The organism is Bacillus sp. FSL W8-0848 (assembly GCF_038007805.1).
Classification (GTDB): Bacteria; Bacillota; Bacilli; order Bacillales; family Bacillaceae; genus Bacillus; species Bacillus glycinifermentans.
This window is the reverse complement of record NZ_JBBOYB010000001.1, coordinates 1,680,258-1,692,679: the sequence shown is the minus strand read 5'-3', so window position 1 is coordinate 1,692,679 and position 12,422 is coordinate 1,680,258. Positions and strand designations below refer to the sequence as shown.

The window sequence follows — 12,422 nt, the reverse complement described above, 5'->3', positions numbered from 1 at the left end:
GTCAGTCATGCTGCGTATGATCGATCATTTGCTGAAGAACATCAAGCACGTGCTGATCCTCAGGCGAATAAAAAATAGAGGTTCCCGCTCTTCTCGATTTCACGAGGCGAAGATTTTTTAAAAATCTCAGCTGATGGGATACGGTTGACTGAAGAAGGCTCAGCTTTTCTGCAATTTCATTCACCGAATGCTCCCCCTGTGACAGCAGATGGAGAATTTTAATTCTCGTAGGATCTGAGAGCGCTTTAAACGTCTGTGAGACGAGAAATAAAGTTTCTTCATCTAATGCAAACAGATCTTGTTCTTCTTGTATGTCTTGATTTTGCTCTTTCATATTTTCACCTTTTCCGCACGTCATTTTCCCTTATTTATCATATACCAAAATACAGCGGATTGAAAAGTTTTCAGAACGATTCAGGTTACAGTCTAGCGCTGTATTTAACAGTATCACTTCAGCAGACTCACCGAAAGCGGTCGATGGCACTTGCGTCCCGTCCAACATGACGCACTGCTGCAGGTATCCCTCAAGTTAGCAGCGCTCCACCCTCCGAACGGTTTTCTGCGGCAGGGTCGCCTCCGTGCCGCCTAAAAAACTCCTTTGTGAAAAGGTCAACCCTAATCCGCTGCCTCCGGTTAAACGACTTCTTGATCCTTCACCGCGATATAAAAGTTCGAAAACGCGTTGCAGTCTTCCGCGGAGAAGCCCGGCCCCGTATCGCGCACTGCCAACTTTTATTGCAGCGAACCGTAATGTTACCTTGGGAAGATGGGTGTCTGGCAGCGTTATCCAATAAATTGTCCATGGTGCGCTCCAATAAGTGCGATTCGCCATTCAGGATGCAATCGTATGGCGGGCCGGCGGGATTGATATACTGTCATTCGCGCCGGCGGCGCCATGGTTTTTATATTGAATACCGCAAGTTGTCCATATATATTTTTTCCAATGGCATAAAAAGAACATCCAGGAAGCCCCGGATGCTAGATGCTTTTCTCCTCATAGACATGTTCCAGCTGTGAAAAAGGAATGTCTCCCGCCGCATAATCAACGGCGGCGCTCACGATTCGGTCAAATGCCTCGGCTGATATGCTCTGCTCTTTCAACAGCCGTTCATACCTTTCGATTTCTTCCTGCTGTCTTCTCAAATCGTCTTCTTTCCCGTCATAATCGGCTGCATTCATCGTTTCCATATTCCTCTTTACGGCTTCTACATATCCTTTTAATTCTTCCATATGTTACATTCTCCTCGCTTTTTGAAGATCAGTCAAAAGCATTTGCCTAACCGTGAGTTTTTATACGAAAAAAAGGCGTTTTATACGGTTGCTAGCATGGCAAAAAACATTTAAAATATGTCTTAATTTACAATTAACATCATAAGGAGTTTTATAAGTCATTGAAAAACGAAACTGCGCTTAAACGAAGCCTTACCCTCCTCCCGCTTGTCGTCATTGGGCTGGCATATATGGACCCGCTCGTCGTATTTGATTCATACGGGGTAGTTGCCCAAATGACAAAGGGACATGTTCCGGCGGCGTATATTTTCACGGTTGCCGCTTTACTATTGACCGCATTAAGCTATGGCAAAATGGTCAAAGCCTATCCGAAAGCCGGATCGGCTTATACGTATGCGTTTGAAAGCATCCATCCCCGCGCGGGATTTATCGCGGGCTGGACGATTATGCTCGATTATCTGTTTTTGCCAATGGTTAACTTCGCGATCGGCAGCGCCTATTTGTCAGCAGCCTTTCCAGAGGTTCCCCACGGCTTTTGGGTGATTCTGCTCGCTTCGGCGATCACGGCCGTCAATATTTTGGGCATCAAATTGACAGCGAGCATTACAGCCTTGTTTGTCACCTTCCAAGTGATCGTCGCTTTAACATTTGCGGGTTTTATGATCACAGGGCTTTCAAGCGGCCTCGGTTCAGGCGAACTTGTATCAGCGGCCCCGTTTTATCAGCCGGATATGGAGCCTTCCCTTATCGTCTCGGGGGCGACGATTTTATGTTTTTCGTTTTTGGGATTTGACGCAATTTCGACGATGTCAGAAGAGACGATTCAGCCGAAAAAGAATATTCCTCTGGCTATCTTCTTAACGGTAGCGATCGGAGGAATGCTGTTTACCGCCATCAGTTATTTGATGCAGCAAATCTATCCGCATTATGGAAGCTTCCGCCATGCCGATTCGGCATCGCTGGAAATTGCTTATTATGCGGGAGGCGCTTTTTTGCGTTCTTTCTTTTTGGCGGGCACTATGGTAGCGGTCATTTCTTCCTCCCTTTCGTCGCATGCGAGCGCTTCAAGGCTTTTGTACGCGATGGGCCGCGACAGCTCTTTGCCGAAGCGTTTCTTCGGATATATTCATCCGACACTGAAAACCCCGGTTTTTAATATCGTCTTTATCGGGCTGATTTCGCTGACGGCCATGATAGGAGAATTGGAGGTTATTTATTCGTTCATCAGTTTTGGCGCTTTGATCGGCTTTATATTTGTTCACCTGTCTGTCATTGCCCATTACTATATCCGCCGGAGGCAAAAAGGCGTTTTAAACACGCTGCGCTATTTGATCCTCCCTTTTTTAGGCGCCGCCTTTTGCGGCTGGCTGCTTTTGAGCATCAGCAAGAACGCGTTGATCATCGGCGCTGTCTGGCTGATTGCCGGATTTTTGTATTTCTGGTTCAGGGTTCGGTCACTTCCGGACATCACGCTTGGATTTGACAGAGATTATCATCAGAAGCGCTGATAAAATCGCTTGGTCTTAAGATCAAGATGTGTCATAATAAAAAGGCTGTGTACTGATTAGGGCTTTACAGAGGTGAAACCGTTGAAAAGAAAGAAATCAGGGTGTTTTGCCGGAGCTGGCTGTTTGTGTTTTTTTGTGCTCGTTCCCTTGATCCTGTTCTTGGCCCTCAACGGTCAGGAACAGCTGAAATGGCTTCCTCTTGACACTGAGACCAATATTATGGAGAGATTAACAGATTACAAGCCTCTTGTACAAAAAGAGCTTGAGAAAGAGGGACTGGAACAATACACCTCTCTCTTGTTAGGAATAATCTATCAAGAGTCGAAAGGCAGAGGCAAAGATCCGATGCAATCGTCAGAATCTCTCGGCTTGAAAAGAAATGAAATTAACGACCCGGAGACAAGCATCAAACAAGGTGTGCACCATTTTTCCGTTATGTACAAAACGGGACAGAGAAAAGGAGTCGATCTAGCAACGATCATCCAAAGCTACAATATGGGATCCGGCTACATCGATTACGTCTCAAAGCACGGCGGAAAACACACTGAGAAACTGGCAAAGGAATTTTCCGAAAAGCAAGTAAAAAAGAACCCCGATCTGTATAACTGCGGCGGAAATAAAAACAACTTCCGCTACCCTTACTGCTACGGGGATTACTCTTATACGGAAAAAGTAATGGAACGAACGAAAAAAGTGGAAGAAAGAATCAAAGGTTTAACACTTGGACAGTAAACCATTTACGGACTGGGCGTTTTTAAATCGGCGCCCGGTTCGCCTTTATGAACCAGCGAACATAAGCATCGCCTGCAAAATGCATGCCATGCTTTTTAAAGTCCGCACATGATGAGTGACTTTACTCCCCCGTCATCATGATAAAAATCCGCCCTCTTTCAACATCTCTTTTACTTCTTCTTTTGAGATTAAAAAGTCTTTTGAGCTTAATTTTTCCGTTTGCAGAGATCTGCAGCCGGCGTAATGTGTACTTAATTCCGGAATTTGGATCGAAGGCAGCACGACCGAAAGATCATCCGTCAGCGAAACGGCATGCTGGTGTTCGTGCCCGGAAATCAGCAGTTCATGAAGCTTTTCCCCAGGTCTTGCACCGCTTTCGACGATTGACGTATTATGGTCTCCGTATGTCTCGATTAAGACTTCCGCCATATCCAAAATTCTGCATGCAGGTGAATTCATGATGAAAATCTCCCCGCCTTTTCCTTGAACAGCTGCCTGTAATAAAAGCTGGATCGTTTTTTCTTTTGTTAAGAAGAAGCGGGTCATTCTTTTATCCGTGATACTTACTTCGTTCTTTTGCTTAATTTGATCTTTAAAAAGCTGAAGGACGCTTTCGCTGCTTCCGAGCACATTCCCTCCCCTGACGCAGATAAAGGCAGTGTCTGAATGTAAATGGTTGGCATAAATGATGAGCTTTTCGCCGATCGCTTTTGTCATGCCGTAGAAATTAACGGGATCAGCCGCTTTGTCAGTTGAAACATTGATTACTTTTTTTACGCCGTTTTCAATTGCTGCTTCGATGACGTTTTCGGTTCCCGTCACATTCGTTTTCAATGCTTCAAGCGGCTGTTCCTCGCAGACGGGCACATGCTTCAGCGCCGCTAAATGAAAGACGTAATCGACTCCTTTAAGCCCGGCGACCAGCGCTTTTCGATCGCGGATGTCCCCGATGAAAAACGAAAGCCTCGGATCTTCGATCAGCCTTCTCATCTGTACTTGTCTCTCTTCATTTCTAGAAAATACAATGATTTTTTTCGGATTTAAAGATAATAATTGAAGGATAAGCTCATGGCCCCATGAGCCTGTTCCCCCGGTAATGAAAACGACTTTATTCTCAAACATCCCTTTTCCTCCTTGAGTATACTTGAATGAAATATAGCTGGTTAAACGAGTGTGATTCCTTCAAACAGCTCTGACCATAAAGCATTATTGCCCTCCCATATTTCCGTATCAGGCAATTCTACAGCGCAAATTTTCTCAAGCGGCCAATCAATTTCGACAATGCCGGTGACGTCTGTATGACGCACGAAAAGGACGCTAAAGTCATGCTGAACCAATTCCGATAAAACGAGTTCAAGCTCCCGCGCCTCTTCAAGGCTTCCTTCCGTTCTGACGAAAAGAATGCGATTGCTCTCCGACATTTGTTCCATAAAGCGGTTGATCCTTCTGTTGTATTTTTCCATCACCTCAGGGTACGTCATTAAATCATCGAGTGTATTTTGATCTGCATCAAAATCGTGAACGGATTCAACACCATAATAGTCATCTCTTACATAGATCGTAGAACCTTCTTCTTTTTCACCGGTGTTATAGCCTAGCACCCTTAGATTTACTGGTCTCATAAAATCGGAAAACCGATTTCGAAGAAGGCGGTTGACGTCTGCCAAGGAATGAGACGTCATCCAGTCAATAGGACCTGCAAACGGCCTCAAATTATTTTTTCTAAGCTGGATGGCCGACAGACAAAGGTGCCCTAAGCTAAAAACGGCATCATATTGACCCTTCATTTCTTGCAAATTCATATTTCCAACTCCCCTTTCCTCCTGTTACACGGCTGCTTGTAATAGGAAATCGCGAAGCTGTCTCGTATGGTACTTTTTAGTATTGTATGCTTCATGATAGAGAAAGGTAAAAGACAACCACCTACTTTAGGAGGGTTTGGGATAAGGAGATTGAAAGCCGGAAAAATAAAAAGCCTCCGTTTTCAGAAGGCTGATTATTTTACGATTCGCTATTCTCGCCGTTTCTCTGAGCTTCTTTAAGCACATTTACCGTTTCAGGACTTGGTAGAGTATGATCTTCCGGCAGCGATTCTTTTAGCGTTTCCGCTATGTTGCGGTCGATATTTTTCATGGCAGTTACCGTTTCAGAAACGTTTGGCTGCGATTCAATGCTCTCTTCGACATTTTCTTGATTTATATTTTGTAAAGCGTCTGCCGCTTTGGAAACATTCGGCAACGATCCAGTGTTATTTCCCAATGTGTTCCCGTTCGCTCCGTTAGGAGAGTTTGCCGGAATAGAACCTTTTGTCAATGATCCAGTGCTATTACTTAAAGTATTTCCGTTTCCCCCGATAAAAGAGTTCGACGGCTGAGAATTTATCGGCGATGATTCGGTGTTATTTCCTAAAGCGTTACTGTTCGCCCCATTAAAAGAGTTTACCGGACTAGACACCGATGCAGGGTACAAAGATCCGCGATTTATACTAAGAGTGTCTGCCATGCCAGGAACTTGCGGCAATGAGCGAATGACCTGTTCTAACGCTGCACGATCCATCCCTTGGACAGCCGCCGTTTGAATGTCTTGTAAAATCCTGTTATTATTTTCTAAAATTTGATTGTTCATATGATCAAAGATGGAATGCAAATCTTGGATCAACGGTCTAAGGTTTTCATCAACCAAATCTAATTCTGATTCTTCTGTTGAAGCCTCTTCACTTTCCTGTGCACGCTGTTCAGCTAATTGAAACAGCAGATCCAAATACGTCGCCCACCACTCACCATCCAGCTCTTTATTGATGCTGTCGAGCAAATGATTAATAATTAACGTTTTCATTCAACATCACTCCTTGTGTCTGTAATCGTTTGATAAATATTTACAATCTTGTCAACGGCTTGATCCATATCCCAATGTTCTTTTGCAAACTCCCTTACGTTTACTCCCAATGTGCGTCTGAATTCGTCATCTCCCAACAACCGATCCAGATAGCTGCACAATGTTTCCGAATCCCCTTTAGGCGCTACAAGTCCCGTCACTTCATGTTCCACCATTTCCGGCAGCCCCCCGGCATCGGTGACAATCGCAGGCACCCCGGCTATTTGAGATTCAATTAATGATAAAGGCTGATTCTCCAACAGGCTCGGTAAAACATAAATGTCGGCGAGTGAAAGCAAATAAGGAATATCTTCGCGCTTTTTCAAAAAGACTACATCATCTTCCAGACCAAGCTCCCTGCTTTGAAGTCTGAGCGGGGCAAGCTTCTCTCCTTCACCTGCGATCCAGCATACCCAGTCTTCGCGGATATTCTTTAGTTCAGCAAGTGCAGCGATTAAATGGTGAACACCTTTAATTTCGGTAAGCCTTCCGGTGAACAGGATGACTTTTTTGTCTGTCACAGGAGTTTTGCTTCCTTCTGTTTCAAGCCTGTTTAAGAAACCATTGACGTCATAACCGTACTGGTAGACTTCGATTTGCTCTGCCGGCACTTGAAATTCGTCCGTCAGAATGTTCTTCAGCCAGTTGTTGGCAACGATCGTCTTCTGGGCGGACGTTGCACCCGTTTGTTCAAGATGATCATAGTAAGGTCTCGCCAGATAAGAGGTTGAAGATCTGTGAATCGTATTGAGCTGCTGCCTGATTTCGTGTGCGACACAGCCGTGAAGGGTCGTAACAAGCGGAATATCGTTTGGAAGCACTCTTTTCAGGCTCGTGCTTGACACAATATCCTGGGCGTGAACAATATCATACTTATCGAGCCCTAAATAAGCTGCACCAAGCTCATACGCATAACGCTGCTGTTCGGTATAACCGACCAGCTGATTTGCATAGATTTCCGGAAACAGGTCTTTGTTCACGACTGTTTTAATGAAAGGAAGCAGCTTTTCTTTGTCAATGCTTCGATTTTCATTTGCAACATGAACGATTTTGCTCTCTTTCCCATACCCAAGCAAATCTACTTCATGACCTAAAGACTCAAGTTTCTCTTTCAATTGGACCATGTATGTCCATACACCACCAACATGGGGAATATCCCAATAAGTAGCCAGAAGTATTTTCATAAGCATCTCCCTTTTTCTTTTCTATCCAATGCTCTAATTATTTATATTGGTCATGTTCACTTCTTGTGTAGTACGTTTATCTAATTTGGACGGATTAATTTCGAAAAAGGAATAGTTGGGGATAAAACAAAAAAAGCCGGTTGTCCGGCTTTTTTAATAGTAAGGGGAAATCAAGATATAAACGAGAACGCCCGTCAGGCTGACATACAGCCAAAGCGGCATCGTCCATCGTGCGATTTTGCGGTGGCGTTCAACCTGCATGCTGAGCCCCCTGAACAATGTAAACAAGGCAAGAGGAACGATAACGGCTGACAACACAATGTGCGTGATCAAGATAAAAAAGTAGATGGGCCTTATGATGCCTTGTCCTCCAAAATGGGTATCAGGCATCAGCGAATGATAGGTCAGATAAGACACAAGGAAGATTGCCGTCGTTGTAAAAGCGGCAAAAACAAACCGTTTATGGGCTTTAATATTTTTCTGCTTGATCATGATAAGCGCCGCAACCAGAAAAATAAAAGTAAAACTATTACAGACGGCGTTAAGCAGCGGCAAGAACGTCAGATCCAAATGGCTGAACTTGTCGCCTTTCGGGAGGAAAAACAGCAATGCGATGACACCGTTGATGATGATCGTCAGCGCAACAACGATGCCTGTAAAATTTTTATTCTTTTCTTTATGAGTCATATGCAATAATCTCTCCTATTTGTCCAAGCTATCAAAATCGTATTCAATCTTACGGGTATTGTCAACGTTTTCGCATCGTTCGTCAGAAATTAGACATAGAAAACGCAAAAATTCCCTCCGGTCGAAACCCGGAGGGAATTTGTCGGACTTAGAAATTCAGTGCATCGTTTGCCATTAGGTTTTGCGCTTCTTCTTCTGTCACGATATCAGATTTTTTCGGTTTATGGCTGAATGTCACTTCACCGTCAATTTCTTTAAAAGAAGAATCAGTCGTAATGGCGATTGATTTAGGGAAATCCTTTATGTCAAAGTCGATGGACACATCGGCTTTTTGAGAAAGGATATTTTTCTTGTCATCAAGGGTTGTTGTCACATTGTACTTTTTGAAAGTCAAATCTTTCAAGCCGTCTTTTACATTGTTCAAATCATCTTTAGACAACGTTTTTTCTGAAGCATCGCCGATGATTTTGATGACGTTCATCACGACTTGTTTCACTTCTTCGTCTTTCAGGCTGAATGTGATTTTTTCTGATGCGCCTTTTTCTTTTTCTTTATCAGTCAAATCTTCTGTTTTAAACTGGTCTGCGGACAGGTTATCCGCGCCTTTTTGGATGGAATCCATCAGTTTCTTTTGAATGTCTTCCGCCTCTTTTGATGATGACTGATCGTCTTCAAGCGGGAATTCCAAATACTTTCCTTTCAGACTGTCAAAGTTCATTCCCGTTGTTCCAAGGAACAATCCGAAATTGTCTAAGACGCTGTCAAGCTTGATGTACCCAACTTGTTTTTTCTCATCCATAAACACCGGAACATCGAAATTCATCGTCATGTTTTGGACTTTCATTTGGCCTTTTAGCACGACTTCAGACTGTTTTGTCTTCGAATCTGTTTTTCCGCTGACCGTTAATTTTAGATTGTTCAACACTTCGGCAATCTGCTTATCTTCCGCACCCATATTGGACGCATCAACTTTCAGGCCGATATCAGCTGAAAAATCGTACTTTTCTGCTTCGGCTAACTTTTTGTAAGCGGCCGCGTACGATCCTTTTGGATCAGCTTGCTGGCATGCAGCTAATGCAAGTACAAAAGCCGAAATAATCAAAAATAAAAACCAGTTTCTCTTCTTCAAATCGAACGCTCCTTTTGTCATGGTTTTTCTGGGCTCAGACAAAATATGTACCAGATGACATAAGCATTCTATCACAAAAAAGGGAAAGGAAGTTGAAAAATTTGCTTAACATTACATTAAAACTTATTTTGGAAATAGATTCACAAATTGAATTTTTTTACAAGATTGGATTTCAGTGATGAATATTATAAAAAACATTTCAACACTGCTGATGATATGGTTAAATGGAATTAAACCAAGCAAAAGGATGTTGTATATGTTTCCTTCAAAATTAAAAGCCGGAGACCTCTTAAGAATCGTTGCTCCTTCTAGGAGTATGTCCCTTTTAGAAAAAGAGCAAGCGGAAAGGGCAACGCGCGTGTTAGAACAGATCGGGTTTCGAATTTCGGTTTCGGCCCATGCCGATGAACTCGATGCATGTTCTTCATCAAGCATTGAATCAAGAGTCAGCGACCTTCACGAAGCCTTCTTAGACCCGGACGTAAAAGGGATTCTGACAGTGCTCGGAGGCTACAACAGCAATCAGCTTCTTTCCTATTTGGACTATGAATTGATCAAGTCCCATCCAAAGATGTTCTGCGGTTTTTCGGACATTACGGCTCTCGCCTCCGCAATTTATAAAAAGACGGGCATTGTGACCTATTCCGGCCCTCATTTTTCTAGCTTTTCTATGAAACAGGGGTTAGAGTATACAAAAGATTATTTTGTGAAATGCTGTCTGTCGGAAGAACCGTACGAAATCGAACCGTCTAACTTCTGGTGCGAGGAGATTGCGGAAGAGCGTCCCTATCCAAATCGCGGTCCGGTCATCTTAAACGAAGGAACTGCGGAAGGCAGGATGCTCGGGGGAAACTTATGTACGCTGAATCTTCTTCAGGGAACGGAATATTTCCCTGACATAAAAGATGCCGTATTATTTTTGGAAGATGATTTTGAATCTTCGGCCGCTTTTTTCGACCGCGATTTGCAATCGTTGCTCCACCTTCCGGATTTCTCATTTGTCAAAGCTGTTGTTATCGGCCGCTTTCAGAAAAAATCAGGCGTACCGATCGACCTTCTCAAAACGATCATTCAAACAAAAAAAGAGCTTTCATCGATTCCGGTCATCGCCAATATGGATTTCGGCCATACGACTCCATTTTTTACGTTTCCCATAGGAGGAAGGTGCCGGATAAAAGCGCTAAACGGCAAGGTCCGTCTCACCATCACGGAGCATTAACAGGCAGAGGAACTGCGATTTCCTCTGCCTGATTACGGGTGAGCTGACTTGCAGGCCGCTGCCGCAGGAAGACATTGTGTTAAAATTCAGGAAGTTCAGCAACCCGCAGCGCCTAAAATAGAGTATACATATGTATCATGCAAAACGCCGTTTTGATACATATAATTTCTTAATACTCCTTCTTTTTGAAAACCCAATTTTGTTAATACCTGATTAGACCCTTCATTTTGAATAAAAACAACCGCACCAATACGAGTTAATCCCATATCTCCAGATCCATACTCTACAATTCTAGCAATCGCTTCTGTTGCATAGCCTTTTCTCCAATATTTAGGATTCAATTCATATCCTATTTCCGCCCGTTTATGTTTAGGCGACCAAGCATTAAATCCAATTGTGCCGATTAGTTTTTCTTCTCCTTTTATTTGAATTCCCCATCTAATTCCCCTGTTTTCAACATAATTCTGCTTAAAAAGAGCAATTAAATGTCTTGCTTGCTCTTTGGTTTCAAATGTATCTTGTCCATAATAGCGGGTAACTTTTTCATTGGAAAAACAATCGAATACGCTTTCTGTATCCAGATCAGTTATTTCTCTTAATACAAGCCTATCTGTTTCAATCTCCGGAAACATATTTGCCCTCCTTACCAGCATTCTTTCGTAAGTATTCTATAAGGCAAAACTATTTTCCTTGCCATGCTTCTTCAATATATTCCAGAAAGCTGGATGAGCGGGGATGCCGCTTTTCAAGCATTTTTATGCACGGATGAATTTCGGGCGCAGAGATCGGTTAAACTATTTCCGGATTTGGAGGTGATTCGATTGAACAGAATGTTAAAAAGCTTGCTGCCGCTTCTAGCCCTGTTCTTGCCTCATGCGGTAACAGCTAAGGCCCAGACTACGGCCCAGATATCCTATCCATGCAGCGTCGTTCTTCATCCGGTCAGGGTTATACCCAATGCTCTAGGAACCGCTTTAATTGCAAAAGTTAAAAAACCGTATACAGATATGCCGACGAGTCCTGTGAGAGAACGACAGAGCATTGGCATCTATGCTGATTGGATGCCTCCTCCTTCTTCATTCGGAGATTACGACCGATACGAAGGGTTGGCCCAAATACCCGGGGAAATCAGTTGGCGGTTTAAGATGTATTCCGTTAATGAAGATATGCCAAGCTGGGCCGGGGGAGCTCCCTGGTCAGGAAAATTTGACCAAATATCTTCAGAGCTTCCTGTGAATACACGGGTCGAGATACGCCTTTCCAACTCGAAAATGAATAGATTAGGTCCTGCTATTTTGCAAAACACCTTATCCGGATGCCGTAAATAGCAGGTTGATTCCCGCGAACGGCGAAACAACTTTGCGTTCGCCGAACCGCTGCCTCCAGATACATTGCAGCTGTCGGCCATCCGGGCGGCTCATAATTTTAAAAACAGCACAACGCCAGCTTCCGGTGTTTTTCTCCCGACGCGTTGCTAAGATGGACCGGAATGTCTGGCGTTTTCGCATGAATCAGCAGCTGAACGTTTGTCCCCCCGGGGCCTATATTGCTTTCAGGAAAAGCTTACACAATACTTTCGGCCGCTTATTCCTGGTGGATAAACAGATATTTTTCAGGGCTGGACAGAACAGAAAACATCACCGTGAAAACCTTCCATCCCCGGATCGGACTTCCGCATCTAAACTTCGACACTTCTCCTTTATGTAAAGCAAACTTCAATAATTGGCTTATGCACCAATCAGCTTTCACTTGAATAAAATGTTCGCCAGGCTGCAAATCAATTCGCGCCCTTACTCCATCTTTGATTTTTCCCATCTCAGCACCGTCAATCAACACAGAAAAATTTCTCATTTTATTGA

Annotated in this window: 14 protein-coding genes; 4 read left to right on the top strand and 10 right to left on the bottom strand. The window is 43.6% G+C overall.

Annotated features, from left to right (window positions below):
* Position 1 precedes the first annotated feature (1 nt).
* Both czrA and NSQ39_RS08925 read right to left on the bottom strand, forming a co-directional pair.
* Entirely contained in the window at positions 2 to 334 is a 333-nt protein-coding gene (gene czrA, locus NSQ39_RS08930; RefSeq protein ID WP_046132918.1) for a Zn(II)-responsive metalloregulatory transcriptional repressor CzrA, read from the bottom strand.
* Positions 335 to 978: 644 nt separating this feature from the next.
* The gene (locus tag NSQ39_RS08925; protein WP_046132887.1) at positions 979 to 1,230 is read right to left on the bottom strand and encodes a YnfE family protein; all 252 of its coding nucleotides are present in this window, start codon (positions 1,228 to 1,230) and stop codon (positions 979 to 981) included.
* 161 nt (positions 1,231 to 1,391) lie between these two features.
* Between NSQ39_RS08925 and NSQ39_RS08920 the strand changes: the two genes are divergently transcribed.
* Together NSQ39_RS08920 and NSQ39_RS08915 are read left to right on the top strand one after the other, a co-directional pair.
* Positions 1,392 to 2,738 (top strand): APC family permease, encoded by a 1,347-nt coding sequence (locus NSQ39_RS08920; protein ID WP_175075085.1) that lies wholly within the window; start codon positions 1,392 to 1,394, stop codon positions 2,736 to 2,738.
* Positions 2,739 to 2,819: 81 nt separating this feature from the next.
* The gene (locus NSQ39_RS08915; RefSeq protein WP_216898595.1) at positions 2,820 to 3,470 is read left to right on the top strand and encodes a lysozyme family protein; all 651 of its coding nucleotides are present in this window, start codon (positions 2,820 to 2,822) and stop codon (positions 3,468 to 3,470) included.
* Positions 3,471 to 3,605: 135 nt separating this feature from the next.
* Here NSQ39_RS08915 and NSQ39_RS08910 read toward each other — a convergent pair whose 3' ends face one another.
* The 6 genes from NSQ39_RS08910 to NSQ39_RS08885 form a co-directional block, all read right to left on the bottom strand.
* On the bottom strand, positions 3,606 to 4,592 hold the full coding sequence (locus tag NSQ39_RS08910; protein WP_175075083.1) for a polysaccharide biosynthesis protein: 987 nt from the start codon (positions 4,590 to 4,592) through the stop codon (positions 3,606 to 3,608).
* Positions 4,593 to 4,633: 41 nt separating this feature from the next.
* Complete coding sequence (locus NSQ39_RS08905; RefSeq protein ID WP_175075082.1) at positions 4,634 to 5,272, bottom strand: DUF1796 family putative cysteine peptidase; 639 nt, start codon at positions 5,270 to 5,272, stop codon at positions 4,634 to 4,636.
* Positions 5,273 to 5,471: 199 nt separating this feature from the next.
* Positions 5,472 to 6,305 (bottom strand): hypothetical protein, encoded by an 834-nt coding sequence (locus NSQ39_RS08900; protein WP_216898593.1) that lies wholly within the window; start codon positions 6,303 to 6,305, stop codon positions 5,472 to 5,474.
* Entirely contained in the window at positions 6,302 to 7,528 is a 1,227-nt protein-coding gene (locus NSQ39_RS08895) for a glycosyltransferase family 4 protein (protein WP_216898591.1), read from the bottom strand. The genes NSQ39_RS08900 and NSQ39_RS08895 overlap by 4 nt, the downstream gene beginning before the upstream one ends.
* A 153-nt stretch (positions 7,529 to 7,681) precedes the next feature.
* Positions 7,682 to 8,215, bottom strand: coding sequence for a DUF420 domain-containing protein (locus NSQ39_RS08890; protein WP_175075079.1), 534 nt, complete (start codon positions 8,213 to 8,215; stop codon positions 7,682 to 7,684).
* 148 nt (positions 8,216 to 8,363) lie between these two features.
* The gene (locus tag NSQ39_RS08885; protein WP_175075078.1) at positions 8,364 to 9,344 is read right to left on the bottom strand and encodes a hypothetical protein; all 981 of its coding nucleotides are present in this window, start codon (positions 9,342 to 9,344) and stop codon (positions 8,364 to 8,366) included.
* Between the two features lie 256 nt (positions 9,345 to 9,600).
* Between NSQ39_RS08885 and NSQ39_RS08880 the strand changes: the two genes are divergently transcribed.
* Entirely contained in the window at positions 9,601 to 10,563 is a 963-nt protein-coding gene (locus NSQ39_RS08880; RefSeq protein WP_175075077.1) for a S66 family peptidase, read from the top strand.
* Between the two features lie 95 nt (positions 10,564 to 10,658).
* On the opposite strand, the gene NSQ39_RS08875 is transcribed toward NSQ39_RS08880, so the two are convergent.
* The gene (locus NSQ39_RS08875; protein WP_175075076.1) at positions 10,659 to 11,195 is read right to left on the bottom strand and encodes a GNAT family N-acetyltransferase; all 537 of its coding nucleotides are present in this window, start codon (positions 11,193 to 11,195) and stop codon (positions 10,659 to 10,661) included.
* A 198-nt stretch (positions 11,196 to 11,393) separates the two neighbouring features.
* Between NSQ39_RS08875 and NSQ39_RS08870 the strand changes: the two genes are divergently transcribed.
* On the top strand, positions 11,394 to 11,891 hold the full coding sequence (locus NSQ39_RS08870; RefSeq protein WP_175075194.1) for a hypothetical protein: 498 nt from the start codon (positions 11,394 to 11,396) through the stop codon (positions 11,889 to 11,891).
* A gap of 256 nt (positions 11,892 to 12,147) precedes the next feature.
* On the opposite strand, the gene NSQ39_RS08865 is transcribed toward NSQ39_RS08870, so the two are convergent.
* Positions 12,148 to 12,399 carry a hypothetical protein gene (locus NSQ39_RS08865; protein ID WP_236809483.1) on the bottom strand — a complete coding sequence of 84 codons (252 nt, stop codon included), beginning with the start codon at positions 12,397 to 12,399 and terminating at the stop codon, positions 12,148 to 12,150.
* Positions 12,400 to 12,422 lie beyond the last annotated feature (23 nt).

Coding starts and splice junctions, on each gene's coding strand:
- czrA (WP_046132918.1), bottom strand. CDS start 334: ATGAAAGAGCAAAATCAAGACATACAAGAAGAACAAGATCTGTTTGCA.
- NSQ39_RS08925 (WP_046132887.1), bottom strand. CDS start 1,230: ATGGAAGAATTAAAAGGATATGTAGAAGCCGTAAAGAGGAATATGGAA.
- NSQ39_RS08910 (WP_175075083.1), bottom strand. CDS start 4,592: ATGTTTGAGAATAAAGTCGTTTTCATTACCGGGGGAACAGGCTCATGG.
- NSQ39_RS08905 (WP_175075082.1), bottom strand. CDS start 5,272: ATGAATTTGCAAGAAATGAAGGGTCAATATGATGCCGTTTTTAGCTTA.
- NSQ39_RS08900 (WP_216898593.1), bottom strand. CDS start 6,305: ATGAAAACGTTAATTATTAATCATTTGCTCGACAGCATCAATAAAGAG.
- NSQ39_RS08895 (WP_216898591.1), bottom strand. CDS start 7,528: ATGAAAATACTTCTGGCTACTTATTGGGATATTCCCCATGTTGGTGGT.
- NSQ39_RS08890 (WP_175075079.1), bottom strand. CDS start 8,215: ATGACTCATAAAGAAAAGAATAAAAATTTTACAGGCATCGTTGTTGCG.
- NSQ39_RS08880 (WP_175075077.1), top strand. CDS start 9,601: ATGTTTCCTTCAAAATTAAAAGCCGGAGACCTCTTAAGAATCGTTGCT.
- NSQ39_RS08875 (WP_175075076.1), bottom strand. CDS start 11,195: ATGTTTCCGGAGATTGAAACAGATAGGCTTGTATTAAGAGAAATAACT.
- NSQ39_RS08870 (WP_175075194.1), top strand. CDS start 11,394: ATGTTAAAAAGCTTGCTGCCGCTTCTAGCCCTGTTCTTGCCTCATGCG.